Source organism: Mycobacterium sp. 1081908.1, from assembly GCF_001673535.1.
Lineage (GTDB): Bacteria > Actinomycetota > Actinomycetes > Mycobacteriales > Mycobacteriaceae > Mycobacterium.
The window spans coordinates 1-13,421 of the sequence record NZ_LZLY01000129.1; the positions used below are offsets into that span (position 1 = coordinate 1).

The 13,421-nt window shown below is 69.5% G+C and carries 14 protein-coding genes and 1 pseudogene; 9 read left to right on the forward strand and 6 right to left on the reverse strand.

All coding sequences use genetic code 11. The features are described 5' to 3' along the window. A pseudogene (locus A5655_RS28895) lies at nucleotides 1–342 on the forward strand (hypothetical protein); the annotation flags it as partial. Here A5655_RS28895 and A5655_RS21145 read toward each other — a convergent pair. Both A5655_RS21145 and A5655_RS21150 read right to left on the reverse strand, forming a co-directional pair. Further along, a complete protein-coding gene (locus A5655_RS21145; RefSeq protein ID WP_067013416.1) occupies nucleotides 266–757 on the reverse strand; it encodes a DUF417 family protein in 492 nt (163 codons plus the stop codon). The pseudogene A5655_RS28895 and the gene A5655_RS21145 sit on opposite strands and share 77 nt — an antisense overlap. An 81-nt stretch (nucleotides 758–838) precedes the next feature. Beyond that, nucleotides 839–1,498: a TetR/AcrR family transcriptional regulator C-terminal domain-containing protein gene (locus A5655_RS21150; RefSeq protein ID WP_067013418.1), complete on the reverse strand. Its 660-nt coding sequence runs from the start codon at nucleotides 1,496–1,498 to the stop codon at nucleotides 839–841. Nucleotides 1,499–1,617: 119 nt separating this feature from the next. Here A5655_RS21150 and A5655_RS21155 point away from each other — a divergent pair, with 119 nt between their 5' ends. After that, on the forward strand, nucleotides 1,618–2,178 hold the full coding sequence (locus tag A5655_RS21155) for a pyridoxamine 5'-phosphate oxidase family protein (protein ID WP_067013400.1): 561 nt from the start codon (nucleotides 1,618–1,620) through the stop codon (nucleotides 2,176–2,178). Nucleotides 2,179–2,182: 4 nt separating this feature from the next. Here the strand turns inward: A5655_RS21155 and A5655_RS21160 are convergent, their stop codons facing one another. Continuing rightward, nucleotides 2,183–2,656, reverse strand: a complete 474-nt coding sequence (locus tag A5655_RS21160) for an SRPBCC family protein (protein WP_067013420.1) — start codon at nucleotides 2,654–2,656, stop codon at nucleotides 2,183–2,185. 105 nt (nucleotides 2,657–2,761) lie between these two features. Between A5655_RS21160 and A5655_RS21165 the strand changes: the two genes are divergently transcribed. The 5 genes from A5655_RS21165 to A5655_RS21185 all read left to right on the forward strand — a co-directional run bounded on the left by A5655_RS21165 (nucleotide 2,762) and on the right by A5655_RS21185 (nucleotide 8,663). Beyond that, nucleotides 2,762–3,583 (forward strand): mycofactocin-coupled SDR family oxidoreductase, encoded by an 822-nt coding sequence (locus A5655_RS21165; protein WP_067013402.1) that lies wholly within the window; start codon nucleotides 2,762–2,764, stop codon nucleotides 3,581–3,583. A gap of 141 nt (nucleotides 3,584–3,724) precedes the next feature. Further along, nucleotides 3,725–3,937, forward strand: a complete 213-nt coding sequence (locus A5655_RS21170) for a heavy-metal-associated domain-containing protein (RefSeq protein ID WP_067013404.1) — start codon at nucleotides 3,725–3,727, stop codon at nucleotides 3,935–3,937. Beyond that, nucleotides 3,934–6,135, forward strand: coding sequence for a cation-translocating P-type ATPase (locus tag A5655_RS21175; protein WP_255362020.1), 2,202 nt, complete (start codon nucleotides 3,934–3,936; stop codon nucleotides 6,133–6,135). Before A5655_RS21170 ends, A5655_RS21175 begins: the two co-directional genes overlap by 4 nt. A gap of 80 nt (nucleotides 6,136–6,215) precedes the next feature. Next, on the forward strand, nucleotides 6,216–7,607 hold the full coding sequence (locus tag A5655_RS21180) for an alpha/beta hydrolase family protein (protein WP_067013406.1): 1,392 nt from the start codon (nucleotides 6,216–6,218) through the stop codon (nucleotides 7,605–7,607). A 246-nt stretch (nucleotides 7,608–7,853) separates the two neighbouring features. Further along, on the forward strand, nucleotides 7,854–8,663 hold the full coding sequence (locus A5655_RS21185; RefSeq protein ID WP_067013424.1) for a polysaccharide deacetylase family protein: 810 nt from the start codon (nucleotides 7,854–7,856) through the stop codon (nucleotides 8,661–8,663). Here the strand turns inward: A5655_RS21185 and A5655_RS21190 are convergent. Further along, nucleotides 8,650–9,864 carry an SRPBCC family protein gene (locus tag A5655_RS21190; RefSeq protein ID WP_197508760.1) on the reverse strand — a complete coding sequence of 405 codons (1,215 nt, stop codon included), beginning with the start codon at nucleotides 9,862–9,864 and terminating at the stop codon, nucleotides 8,650–8,652. The genes A5655_RS21185 and A5655_RS21190 overlap by 14 nt on opposite strands. 61 nt (nucleotides 9,865–9,925) lie before the next feature. On the opposite strand from A5655_RS21190, the gene A5655_RS21195 reads away from it, so the two are divergent. Then, nucleotides 9,926–10,738: a PaaX family transcriptional regulator C-terminal domain-containing protein gene (locus A5655_RS21195; protein WP_231999226.1), complete on the forward strand. Its 813-nt coding sequence runs from the start codon at nucleotides 9,926–9,928 to the stop codon at nucleotides 10,736–10,738. Between the two features lie 4 nt (nucleotides 10,739–10,742). Here the strand turns inward: A5655_RS21195 and A5655_RS21200 are convergent, their stop codons facing one another. Beyond that, the gene (locus A5655_RS21200) at nucleotides 10,743–11,000 is read right to left on the reverse strand and encodes a ribosomal protein L7/L12 (RefSeq protein ID WP_067013411.1); all 258 of its coding nucleotides are present in this window, start codon (nucleotides 10,998–11,000) and stop codon (nucleotides 10,743–10,745) included. 58 nt (nucleotides 11,001–11,058) lie between these two features. Further along, entirely contained in the window at nucleotides 11,059–12,450 is a 1,392-nt protein-coding gene (locus A5655_RS21205; RefSeq protein ID WP_067013413.1) for an FAD-binding oxidoreductase, read from the reverse strand. 157 nt (nucleotides 12,451–12,607) lie between these two features. Between A5655_RS21205 and A5655_RS29455 the strand changes: the two genes are divergently transcribed. Further along, the coding region (locus A5655_RS29455; RefSeq protein ID WP_156764966.1) for an ATP-binding protein at nucleotides 12,608–13,421 on the forward strand (814 nt) is incomplete at its 3' end.

Consider the following 13,421-nt stretch of genomic DNA (forward strand, 5'->3'; position numbering starts at 1 on the left):
GACGAGCTGGGCAGGTTGCTGCGCGAGTATCCGCACCTGGCCGCGTTCGAGCGCGCCATGCGCGGGCGCACCGGGCTGAAAGGGTTGCGGGACACCATCGATGACGTCGTTCGCGACGCCCGGGCGCGCGGAGCGTTGCCAACCGGCACCGACTCGGGCGCCGCGGTCAACGCGGTCTACGCGCTGGCTCGCGGGCTGACGGACCGGGCCGGGAACCTGACCCCGGATGACTACGCCGCCACGCTGGCGTCGGCCAAGGAATTGCTCAGGGGAACGCTTTTCGCGCCGCGAGCGAGTCGCCGAGCGTCCAGAGCGCAACGCCGATCAAAACGAGGTCCTTGAGCAGGAATTGGCCCGGCAGTGCCGACAACACCGGAAGTCCGGCGGCGTGGTACGAGACCACCCCGGGCGTGGTGAACAGGAAGCTCAGCGTTCCCATGAAGAGCACGACGGCAAGGGCGCTGCCCGCCGCCGATGCGCGCGGCCACACCGGCCACAGCGCAATGAGAAGCGCCGCAACGATTTCCGTGGTCCCCAGCCCGCGCGCCACCGTGGTCACGGAGGCCACGTGGTAAATCCAGCTCATCAGCGGGCTGTGCTCGATGAGCACCCGGGATTCCATCTTCACGTACTTGCCGAACCCGATCCAGGCCAGGACGACCACCAGCCCGTAACGGCTGATCAGCCGTCCGGCACCGGACAGCAGCTCGGCTACCCGGTGCGGCGTGATGGCGGGGGAATCGGTGCGGTCGATCATCGAGACGGGGTCCTTCCGGCGAGCGAGGTCGGTGTCGGGCAATCGTTCCCGAAGTGACCACGATCGACGACACGATTGGGTTCAGTGACCCAATCGCTCCAGCCCGGCGACAACGAGCCGCAGGCCGTAGGCGAACTCCTCATCCAGCGGAACGGGCAGGTCGTCGGCGACCGCCACGGTCGCGGGATAGCGGGACGGGTCGAGTGCGCGGAAGGCGGCCGTCAACTCGGCGTCCTGCTCGGCCGCCGTCGACCCCGATCGCTGGATCGCAAAGCCGAGTACGTAGCGCGACAGCGTGGCGTAGGCGTGGGCGGCGACCACGGGCGGGAATCCGTTGTCGAGCAGCAGCGACAGAATCCGCTCGCGCTGGGCCAACGCGTTGGGACCCATCGGCACGTAGCCGATCAACAGCGATGCGACATTGCCGTGGCGTCCCAGCGCCTCGAACATGTTCTGCGCGAACGATATACAGCCCTGTTGCCAGGACATCGCGGCTAGCGTGTCCGCGTCCAGGCCGGCCTCACCGAGCATGCGGTCGACCATCGCCGCGACCAGTTCCGATCGGTTGGCGAAGTGACGGTACAGCGTGGCGGTGCCCGACCCCAGGCGCTGCGCCAGGGAGCGCATGGACAGCGCGTCGACGCCGTGCTCGTCGACGAGGCCGAGCGCCGCGGTCAGGATGCGGTCCGGCGGCAGGGCCGGGCGCCCACGGGACCGGCCGGCCGGGGCTCCCTCGCTCAACGCAAGCACCTCCGAGACCCGGCCGCATGCGGCGCGTTGACACGGTCCCTATTAATAGAGACACTGTATCCATTAACCGCCATCCGGATCAAGCCCTTTGATAGCTAGGACCTTTCGCCATGCTCCTTCCCCTGGCCCCGGAGCCGTACACGGCTCCCACCGACCGCGACATGCTCCCTTCGGAGCGGCGCGAATTCGTCCGCACGCATCGAACGTGTGTGTTCGGGTACCGCCGTCGCAACGACGGCCCGGGCATGTCGATCGTCTACTACATCCCGACCGACACCGACGAGCTGCTGGTGTCCACCATGGCCGGCCGGGGGAAGGCCCGGGTCGTCGAACGCGACAGCAAGATCGGCCTGTGCGTCCTCGACGAACGATGGCCGTTCAGCTACTTGCAGGTGTACGCGGACGCGACCCTCGATGACGACCGCGACCTTGCCGTCGACGTCATGATGGCGGTCGCCGGAAGGATGTCGGGCCAACCGCTGTCCGACGAGGCACGCCCGTCCGTCGAAGAGATGTGCGACCGGGAGAACCGCGTCGTCATCCGCTGCCGGCCGTACTCCAGCTTCGCAAGTCCGCCGCGCCACCTGCACCGCAACGATCAGGTCGAGCAGTTGACGCACTGGGTGTCCGGCGTGGTCCCGTGGGACGCCGCGGACCCGGCGACCGATTGACCGCCTACTGCCCCGCGTAACGATCGCGCAGCTTGGCCAGCGTCGCCTCGATGCCTTCCGCGTTGGCTTTGCGGAAACCCATCAGCTCGTAGTACTTCAGCGCGTTCTTGATCGCGCCGGCTTCGCGGTAGTCGAACGTCTCGGTGACCCGCGTCCTCGTCGGTGACAGCGACTCGAATTGCCAGCGCCAGCGGTGCCCCACGGGATGGCGCCATTCGATCAGCTCGTTCGGTTTGAGGGCCGTCACCTTGCTGGTGATGCGGTAGGGCACGCCGTACATCTTCATCTTCGTCGAAAACTTCGATCCCACAGCCATTTCCGGCGGAACACTGATGTTGTCGCCCACCGTGCCCGATCCGTCCAGTTCGTGGTGGCGCCGCGGGTCGACGGCCATCGCGTACAGCTCGGCGGCCGGCGCGTCCACTTCGACGGAGCGGCTCACCTGTCGGGGACCCGCGTCGACAAGGTTGACGGTCATGACGGTCTCCTTCCGGGTATCCGGCGGCGCGAGGTCGACGCTACGCTTCGCCGGATTGAACCTTTGCAACTGTTCGAACAACGACCTTCAGCGGAGAGGGGTTCGGTGAGCCAGTCGATTCCGGGACGGGTGGCGTTGATTACCGGCGCCGCGCGGGGACAAGGGCGCGCGCACGCGGTGCGGCTGAGCGCCGAAGGCGCCGACATCATCGCGGTCGATATCGCCGGGCCGTTGCCGTCCAGCGTTCCCTACGATTCACCCACGCCCGACGATCTCGCCGAGACGGCACGTCTGGTGAGCGCCAACGGCCGAAAGGTCATCACCTCGGCGGTCGACATCCGCGACCTCGACGCGCTCACGGCGGCCGTCGACGCGGCCGTCACAGAGTTGGGCCGGCTGGACATCATCGTCGCCAACGCGGGCATCTGCAGTCCCGCGCCGTGGGACCGGATCACCCCGCAAGCGTTCCGCGACACCATCGACACCAACGTGATCGGCACCTGGAACACCGTGATGGCCGGCGCTCATCACATCGTCGACGGCGGTCGCGGCGGCTCGATCGTCCTCATCGGATCCGCCGCCGGCATCAACATGCAGTCGTTCATGGTCCACTACACGGCGAGCAAGCACGCCGTCGTCGGAATGGCGCGCGCATTCGCCGCCGAGCTCGGCCGGTACAACATCCGCGTCAACAGTTTGAACCCCGGAGCGGTCTCCACCCCGATGGGCACCGGCCGGATGCGCGACGCGCTCCGGTCGGCCGCCGACAGCTACCCACACCTGCGGGGCATGCACAAACCGCTGCTGCCCGACGGCATCGCCCAGCCCGAAGACATTTCCGATGCGGTCGCATGGCTGGTCTCCGACGAGTCCAGGTTGGTTACCGCCAGCCAGGTGTCGGTCGACATCGGCGTGGGCTACGTCTGATCCGTAACCGGCCAACGCAAAAATCGGGCGCCCGGCGGCGGGCAGAGACCGCCGACCAGACACAATCCCGGGTGGCCGGTGGTAACCGGCGCCCGGATAACAGGATTACGGCTGCCCATAGGGCATCTAGGCAGGAGCGTCATGGCGACCCACGAGTACCGCGTCAGTGGGATGACGTGCGCGCACTGCGAGGCCGCCGTGAAGGACGAGGTGGGCCGGATCCCCGGCGTGGACCGCGTGGACGTCAACGCGGGCACGGGCAGGCTCGTCGTGCGGAGTTCCCTTCCCGTCGACTCGAGCGCGGTGCTGCGCGCGGTCGACGAGGCCGGCTATCAGGCGGTCCTGGTCGCGTGACGGCGGACGCTAACACGGTCGACAACGTCGAGCTGCAGATCGGGGGGATGACCTGCGCCTCGTGCGCGGCGCGCATCGAGAAGAAATTGAACCGGCTCGACGGTGTCAGCGCGCAGGTCAATTACGCCACCGAAAAGGCCGCCGTCACGTTGCCCCCGGGATACGACGCCCGGGAGCTGATCGCGGAGGTCGAGAAGGCCGGCTTCACCGCGGCACTCCCTAGACCGGAGCCCGCTTCCGAAACGCGGGGGCCCGAGAACGACGGCGAGCTGGCGACGCTGCGCACCCGCCTGGTCGCCGCCGTCGTTCTGGCCGTCCCGGTGATCGCGATGGCGATGCTGCCCGCCCTGCAGTTCCGCGACTGGCGCTGGGTGTCGCTGGCCCTAGCAGCCCCGGTCGTCGCGTGGGCGGGCCGCCCATTTCACGCCGGCGCGTGGGCGAGCCTCAAGCACGGCGCCGCCACGATGGACACCCTGGTCTCGGTCGGGACGCTCGCGGCCTTCCTCGGCTCCCTGTACACGCTGTCGCTCGGGACGGGACACGTCTACCTCGAGGTGGCCGCGGGCGTCACCATGTTCGTCCTGGCCGGCCGCTACTTCGAGAAGCGCGCCAAGCGCCGCGCGGGCGCCGCGCTGCGGGCCCTGCTCGAGCTCGGCGCCAAGGACGTCGCCGTACTGCGGGACGGCGCCGAGACCCGTGTGCCGGTCAGCCAGCTGGCGGTTGGCGACGTGTTCGTGGTGCGCCCGGGCGAAAAGATCGCGACCGACGGGATCGTGGTCTCGGGATCCTCCGCGGTCGACGCCGCGCTGCTCACCGGTGAGTCCGTCCCCGTCGAGGTCGGCGAGGGCGACGCCGTCACCGGCGCCACCGTGAACGCCGGGGGCCGGCTGGCCGTGCGGGCCACCCGCGTGGGCGACGACACCCAGCTCGCGCAGATGGCCAGGCTCGTCGAGGCGGCGCAATCGGGCAAGGCCAGGGTGCAACGGCTCGCCGACCGCGTCTCCGGCGTGTTCGTCCCGGCCGTCATGGTCGTCGCGGTGGCCACCCTCGCGGCATGGCTGGCCGGCGGCGCTTCCACCAGCTCGGCGGTGACGGCCGCGCTCGCCGTGCTCATCATCGCCTGCCCGTGCGCGCTCGGGTTGGCGACGCCGACCGCCTTGTTGGTCGGCGCCGGCCGGGCGGCCCAGCTCGGCGTGCTCATCAAGGGACCCGAGGTCCTGGAGTCGACCCGCAAGGTCGACACCATCGTGCTCGACAAGACCGGCACCGTCACCACCGGCAGGATGACCCTCGTCGACGCGATCGCCGGGCCGCACGCGGACCGCGAAACGCTGCTGCGCTACGCGGGGGCCGTGGAGGACGCCTCCGAACATCCCGTCGCGCAGGCGATCGCCGGCGCCGCCAAGGCGGAGCTCGGCGCCCTGTCCGCGGCCCGGGAGTTCGCGTCGGTCAGTGGGCAGGGCGCGCACGGCGTGGTCGACGGCCATGCCGTCGTCGTCGGGCGGGAGGGCCTGCTGGCCGATCGGGCTCAGCATCTCGACGCGACGCTGTCGGCCGCCAGAGCCCGCGCCGAGGGCGAAGGGAAAATCGCCGTCGCCGTGGGGTGGGATGGCCGCGCCCGCGGGATCCTGGTGGTCGCCGACGCCGTCAGACCCACCAGCGCCGAGGCGATCCGGCGGTTCAAGGCCCTGGGACTGACCCCGGTGCTGCTGACCGGTGACGAGGAGAGCGTCGCCAGGCGCATCGCCGACCAGGTCGGCATCGCGCACGTCGTCGCCGGGGTGACACCCGCCGGCAAGGTGGCCGCCGTCGAGCGCCTGCAATCCGAGGGCCGGGTTGTCGCGATGGTCGGCGACGGCGTCAACGACGCCGCGGCCCTGGCCCGCGCCGATCTGGGGCTCGCGATGGGCACGGGCACCGACGTGGCGATCGAAGCCGCGGACCTGACGCTGGTGCGCGGCGACCTGCGCGCCGCGGTGGACGCGATCCGCCTCTCCCGGCGGACGCTGCGCACGATCAAGACGAACCTGCTCTGGGCCTTCGGCTACAACATCGCCGCGATCCCGTTGGCGGCGCTCGGCCTGCTCAATCCGATGCTGGCGGGTGCCGCGATGGCATTCTCCAGCGCGTTCGTCGTCGGCAACAGCCTGCGACTGCGCACCGTCGCGGGCACGACGGGTGAGGATCCTGTGGGATAGTTGATCTGGCCTGCCGCGTTCTCAAGCCTTGGCCGGTGGGTTATTCGCAAAGAGATTTGATTTAGCGAAGGTCACCGCCGTTGCCCCGATTCGTCGATCAGCTGTCCTTGCTGCATGGCTGGCTGCCGGTGGCGGTGCAGGCGCTCGCGCTGCTGGTGGCCGTCGGCGCGATCGGTGTGACGAGGCGCCGTTGGCGTGGCTGGGCGCTTCCCGTGGCGCTGGGCGTCGCGGCCCTGAGCGCGGCGCTGGCGTACTGGTACATCACGTCGATCGGGGTGGCCGGGGACCCGGCCCCGGTGTCGCTCTGGCTGTGGATCGCGTTGAGCGGGCTCGCGGTCGCGGTGCTGGCGCTGGGATGGCCCGGCGCCCGCTGGTGGCGCCGCGGCCTGGCGGTGGTTTCGGTCCCGCTCTGCGTGCTGTGCGCCGCCCTGGCGTTGAACGGCTGGGTCGGCTACTTCCCCACCGTGGCCGCCGCGTGGGACCAGCTGACGTCGCAGCCCCTGCCCGATCAGATCGATCGCCTGAGGGTCACCGCGATGCAGCTCGAGGGGACGAAGCCTTCCAAGGGCGTCGTGGTGCCCGTGACGATCAGCTCCGACGCGTCGCACTTCCCCCACCGCCAGGAACTGGTGTACCTGCCGCCGGCGTGGTTCAACAGCAATCCGCCGCCCCGGCTCCCGGCGGTGATGATGATCAGCTCGGCGTTCAACACCCCCGCCGACTGGCTGCGCCCGGGCGGCGCATTCACCGCCATCGACGACTTCGCGGCCCAGCATCACGGCTTCGCGCCGGTGCTGGTGTTCGTGGATCCCACCGGCACGTTCGACAACGACACCGAATGCGTCAACGGCACCCGCGGCAACGCCGCCGATCACCTGACGAAGGACGTGGTGCCCTTCGTCGTCTCGAACTTCGGGGTGAGCGCCGACCGGGCCAATTGGGGCGTCGCCGGATGGTCGATGGGCGGTACCTGCGCCGTCGACCTGGCGGTCATGCATCCGGAGCTGTTCAGCGCGTTCGTCGACATCGCCGGCGACCGCAGCCCCGCCGTCGGGTCGAAGGACCAAACCATCGCCCGCTTGTTCGGCGGCGACGGCGCCGCCTGGGCCGCCTTCGACCCCACCACCGTCATGACCCGGCACGGTCGCTACACCGGGCTATCGGGATGGTTCGACGTTCCCTCGTCGCCCGGCCCGCACGCCGTCGCCCAGGAAGCCAACTCCGCCATCGCCGCTCCCAGCGCCGATCCCGCCGCCAATCCCGAAGGCCAGGACGCCGCCGCCAACGCGCTGTGCGACGTCGCCACCGCCAACGGGATCACCTGCGCGGTGGTCACCCAGCCGGGTAGGCACGATTGGCCGTTCGCCGCGCAGGCGTTCGCAGCGTCGCTGCCGTGGCTGGCCGGGACGCTGGGGACCCCCGGCACCGAGCCCGTCGCATTGCCGCAGCGCGGCGGCGGCGCGCCCCATTGACGAGCCGATGCCGGACCGTTACCTTTTCGAGGCTGAATTCACAGCTGACCCTCCTGTAACGAACCCGGCATCCGCAAACCGGCACTGGTACCGTTCGCTGCTGTGGCGGCGGAGTTTGGCGAGCCCGGTTACCGGGCGGGGATCCGGGGTACCGGGTCGCGTGTGCCGGCATCGCACCGCAAAAGACCCACGAGGAATCGGGGCGCACTCCTCATTCCCCCCTTCGGGAGTGGCGCCCCGCCGGAGCTGAACCGGCGCCGTTTCCTCGGGGCGCTGGCCGCGGCCACCGTCGCCGGCGTCGGCGCGGCCCGCCTGGTGGTCGACCCGCAGCCCCGGACATTCGCCCAGACGCCTCCGGCGAACGTGGCAACCTCCGGCCCGACGGCGCCGACCGCCCTGTTGCCGCCCCCGCCGCTGAGCGCCCGCATCCCGCTGCCCGGTGGCGGTGCCCTGACCAAGATCCCGGGCGAGGGCGACCTGCTTGCGCTGACCGTCGACGACGGCGTCAACAGCGAAGTGGTGCGCGCCTACACGCAGTTCGCCAAGGACACCGGTATCCGGCTGACGTTCTTCGTCAACGGGGTCTACGACTCCTGGACCGAGAACCTGGACCTGCTCCGGCCGCTGGTCGACTCCGGCCAGATCCAACTGGGCAACCACACCTGGTCACACCCGGACCTGACCACGCTGCCCAAGGACCAGATCGCCCAGCAGCTCACCCGCAACGACCAATTTTTGAAAAAGACCTACGGCATCGGAGCGAAACCGTATTGGCGGCCGCCGTACGCGAAGCGCAACGCCGCCGTCGACGCCGTCGCCGCCGACCTGGGCTACACCGTCCCCACTTTGTGGTCGGGGTCGCTGTCGGATTCCACGCTGATCCACGAGGACTACATCGTGAAGATGGCCGATCAATACTTCACCCCGCAGTCCATCGTCATCGGCCACCTGAACCACCCGCCGGTCACGCACGTGTATCCGCAACTCGTCGACATCATCCGCGACCGGGACCTGCGCACGGTCACCCTCAACGACATCTTCCTCAAAACGCCGTAGCGGTGCCGGCACCGTTCGACTCCCAGCGGGCCATGGCGGCAAGGCGCTCGTCAAGCGTGGCGTGAAAGTGCGCGATCGCGCTCTCGTGCCGACCGAACTCCACGAATTCGTTTGCGCCCGCATGTAATCCACGCTGCACTCCCTCGGACATCTCGTTGTCCTCGACGGCGCCCCGCGCGATGAAGCTGCCCGCCCCCGCCGGGTTGCGCGGCTGGTCGGCCGACGCGCGGTCGGCGAAGTCCGGCCTGACCATGGTGTACACGACGAGCGTGCTGTGGTCGACGTCCACCGGGTCGATCACGATCACGAGCACCAGATCCGGGAACGTCGCCACCATGACATTGGGGAACAGCTGGTACACATACGTCACCCGCGCGTCCGTCGTCCAGCTGCTCTGCGGACGGTCACGCAGCCGCTCAATGTTGCGGTACGGGAACGTGATTCGGCTGTTCGGACCGAATCTCTCGACCACGTTGAGGTCGTCGTATTGCACCGGGAAGAAGGTGTCCTTGTGCGTGGACCGGATGTGATAGCCCTCCAGGAACTGTTCGACGAGGACCTTCCAATTCATCGCCTTCGGGGTGGACTCCACGTACACCAGCCGGCGCGCCGGCACCAGTTTGTCCCGCCACGCCGCCCCGTCCGTCAGCGCGGCCAGCGCGTCGCCGACCCGGATCTGTGCTCCCGCACCGGAATTCAGCGCACCGATGACGATGAGACCGTCCACCTCGTGGCTTTCGACCTCGACCAGTCCGCGGGTCACGGGGTCCAGGGCGGGGAACGCCTCGGCGTTCGGCACGTGCGAGAGCGAACCGTCCAGGCGATAGGTCCAGCCGTGATAGCGGCACACCAGGGCGCGGGAGCAGCCGGCCTCCTCGACAACGGCGAAGCCGCGATGTCGGCATGCGTTGCGGAACACCCGCGCCCGCCGGTCGCGCCCCCGCACGGCGAACAGGGGCACGCCGAAGACGGTCCGCTCGACGTGGTCGCCCGGGTCGGGGATCGCCGCCGCGGGGACGAAGACGCTCGGCATCGCGCGGAGCAACCGGAGTTCCTCGGCGAATCGGGTTGGATTCAAATAGTTTTCGACCGGCTCCCGCCAGGCGTCACCCTCGTCGGTGGTACCGGCGTCGATATGGGCGAGGACGCGCCGGACGATCTCCACATCGTCGGCGAGCACCGACTCTGTCGGCAAGCTCATGCGTGTCAGTATCACACTATGTATGTCACGCGTCAATGATTTAGTGATACCGTTGTCAGCCGTGCCCGCCCCGCCTCGATTCCGAGCCCGTGAGCTGATCGATGCCCGGCCGCTGAGCGCGCGCTCGGTGCTGGCGTCGGCGTTGCTGGGCTCCGACCGGGGACGCCTCACGGTGGCAGAACTGGTGGCCGTGGCCTCGCTGTTCGGCATCAGCCCCGGCGCGGCGCGCACGTGCCTGTGGCGGATGGTGTCCGCCGGCGAACTGACCGCCGACGACGGCAGTTACGCGCTCGCGGGCCGACTCTCCGAGCGCCGCCAGCGCGTCGACGTGGCGGCGCGGATCGACGACGCGGCCGCCCACCGGTGGGACGGAACGTGGGAGCTCGCGATCGTCGCGCTGGAGCGCAGATCGGCGACCGATCGCCTTGAGCTCAGAAAGGCGGCGACGGCCCTGCACCTGGCCGAGCTTCGGGAGGGCGTCTGGATCCGCCCGGACAACCTTGATCCGCAACGGTTTCCGACATTGACGGCCGTCGTGGACCAGCAGTGCACCCGCTTTCACGGGGCCGCCACCGATGTCACGGCCGAACGGGTGCGATCGCTCTTTTCTCTCGACGAGTGGGCTGACGACGCGCGGGCGCTCATCGACGCCATGGATGCCGCGCTCGACGCGGACGGGCGGGACGACTCGGCCGAAAGCTTCACCTACGAGTTCGCGCTGTCGATCGCGGTGGTGCGTCATCTTCAGCTCGACCCGCTGCTGCCCGTCGAGCTGACCGGGGACGGTTGGCCGGGCCACGCGTTGCGCAGCGGCTACCGACGTTTCGATCGCGCCTTCAAGCGGCGGATGAACGGCGCGTTCCGCCGGCCGTAGTGGCCTACAGGTTGTCGACGATCTCTTTCGCCTCGCGCAACCCGGCGCCGGTCAGCTCGCGGTACAGCTTGATCGCGGCGATGGCGTTCCCGGAGCGGGCGAGCGCGACGACTTCCGACGGCACTCCGTTCTCGAGCACACCGGATGCGGTCGCGCCCACGTCGCTGCCGAACGTCGGGCACGGGACGCCGAGCCGATCCGAGAGCAGGCGTACCTGCTGTTCGAGCAGCGCGAGACGGCGGTAGATATGGGGATCTTCCATCACCCGATGATTATGCGGACGCGAACCCCCGCCCGGGCCGGTTTCGCCGCTCCGGCGCCTATGCGGCGCCGGGCCATCCGGCGGGCAGGATGTTCTGGTTGATGTGGAACACGTTGGCCGGATCGTATTGCGCCTTGATGTCGCTGAGCCGCTGGTAATTCGGGCCGTAGGTGGCGCGGACCCGGTCCTGGCCCTCGTCCATCATGAAGTTGACGTAGGCGCCTCCGGCCGAGTGCGGGTGGATGGCTTCCCAGTACTCCTTGGTCCAGCGCTTCAACACCTCGGCGTTCGCCGGGTCGGGGTCGACGCCCGCGATGACCTGTGAGAAGTTCACATCCCGGTAGGCCCAGGGGGTGTCCGTCTGGCCGACCCGGTGCACCGCGCCGTCGATCGGGTAGAGGTGCATGGTGGAGTGCATCGTCGGCAGTTCCTCGGCGAAGCGGGCGTGGGCCGCAACGGCGGCGTCGGGCACCGTCCGGATGAAGTCGCCGCGCCAATACCACTGCAGCCCTTTGGGATACAGGGCGTCGAAGGTGGAGTTCAGCGCGGGATAGGGTGCCGCCATGAGGCCCTCGAAGGCCGGCTGCATCTGCCGGACCGGCGCGAACGCCTCCTCCGCGCGGTCGGGATCGCCGGTGTAGCACCAGACCACGGCGCAGGCCTTTTGCAGGTGGAACGCCTCGGGGAACGGCGGCGCCGGCGGCACGGTCATGCTCGCGAAGAAACCGTAGAGATCCTCGTCCTGGGCGGGCAGGAAGTCCCGGTACCAGCTGAGGATGTCGGCGGTGGCCGATGCGGGCCAGGCGGTGGGCCCGCAGATCACGGTGTGCACGGGGTGTAGCCGGAACGTGAACGAGCTGACCACGCCGAAGTTTCCGCCGCCGCCGCGCAGCGCCCAGAACAGGTCGGGGTGCTCGGATTCGGACGCCGTCACCATCCGGCCGTCGGCCAGCACGACCTCGGCCTCCAGCAGGTTGTCGATGGTCAGGCCGTACTTGCGGGTCAGGTAGCCGTGGCCGCCGCCCAGCGTCAGCCCACCCACGCCGGTGCTCGAGATGATGCCGGCCGGGGTCGCCAGGCCGTGGGCATGGGTCGCGGCGTCCACCTGCGCCCACGTCGTGCCGCCCTGGACGCGGGCGATGCGCCGATCGGGGTCCACGTCGACGCGGTTCATCGGCGACAGGTCGACGACGAGACCGCCGTCGACGCAACCGAACCCGGGACCGTTGTGGCCGCCCCCGCGGACGGCGACGGCGAGGTCGGACGCGCGAGCGAACTCGAGGGCTCCGGCGACGTCGGCGGTGGATCCGCACCGCACGATCACCGCGGGTCGCTTGTCGATCATGGCGTTGTGCAGCGCCCGAGCCTCGTCGTATCCGGCGTCGTGGGGCAGGATCACCTGTGGCCCGAACCGGCCGCGTAGTTCATCGGATGCGGTGGTCACGCTCATGGCCCGCACCTCCTCTGGATGCTTCGCAGGTTTGATACCGCGACGCTACGAGGCGGCGAGGCCGGGCGTCATGACCACAACGAAGCATTTCCGAGGCCTTCAACGATAGTTAGTTCTGACTATCGACCGGCCAAATCGGCGCGGTTACCTTGATTCCATGGCTGATCCCACGGCCCAGTGGGTGCCACCACCGCTCCCAGCGGAACTGCTGGCACGTCGCCGCGGCCCGCTCGTCGGCCGCGCCGCGGAGCTTGCCGCGTTCGAGCAGGCCTGGGAACGCGTCGAGGGCGGCAACCGCCAGGCGGTCTTCATCGGGGGTGAACCCGGGGCGGGCAAGACCCGATTGGCGGCCGAGGTGGCCGGAACGCTCGCCGACCACGGCGTCGCGGTGCTCGTCGGGAGCTCGACGGCCGACGCGGACGTGCCGTACGCGCCGTTCGCCGAGGCGCTGGATCGGCTGCTCATTGCAACTCGGCCGGGCTCGATGGCGGACACCCTGGCCGACGCGGGAGCCCAGCTGCTGGGTTCGCCTCACGAACTCGGCGATCGCCTCGGTGTCCAGCCCGGCGAGGTCCAGGCGCCGCACCCCGTCGAAGCGGTGCAGCTCGGCCAGCCGGGTGGTGAGCTCGTCGGAGCGGTCCGGTTCGGTCGACCGGAAGGTGGCGACCACCAGCATCCGGACATCGGCGCAGCCGATCAGGACGCGTTCGAGCATCACGAGGGTGGGCAGCTGCGCCCAGTGCAGGTCGTCGAGGATCAACGCGATTGGACGATCGATGGCCAGGCGCCGCAAAAAACCGGTCAAGGCGTCGAAAAGCGCCTGCCTGGGCGCCCCGACTTCCTCCGTCGGGCCGATGTCCGGCATGTGGCGATCCACCTGGGTCGACAGGCGCCGCAGCTGGGCTCCCGCGTCGGCCAGGGTGTCCGCCATCGAGCCCGGCCGAGTTGCAATGAGCAGCCGATCCAGCGCA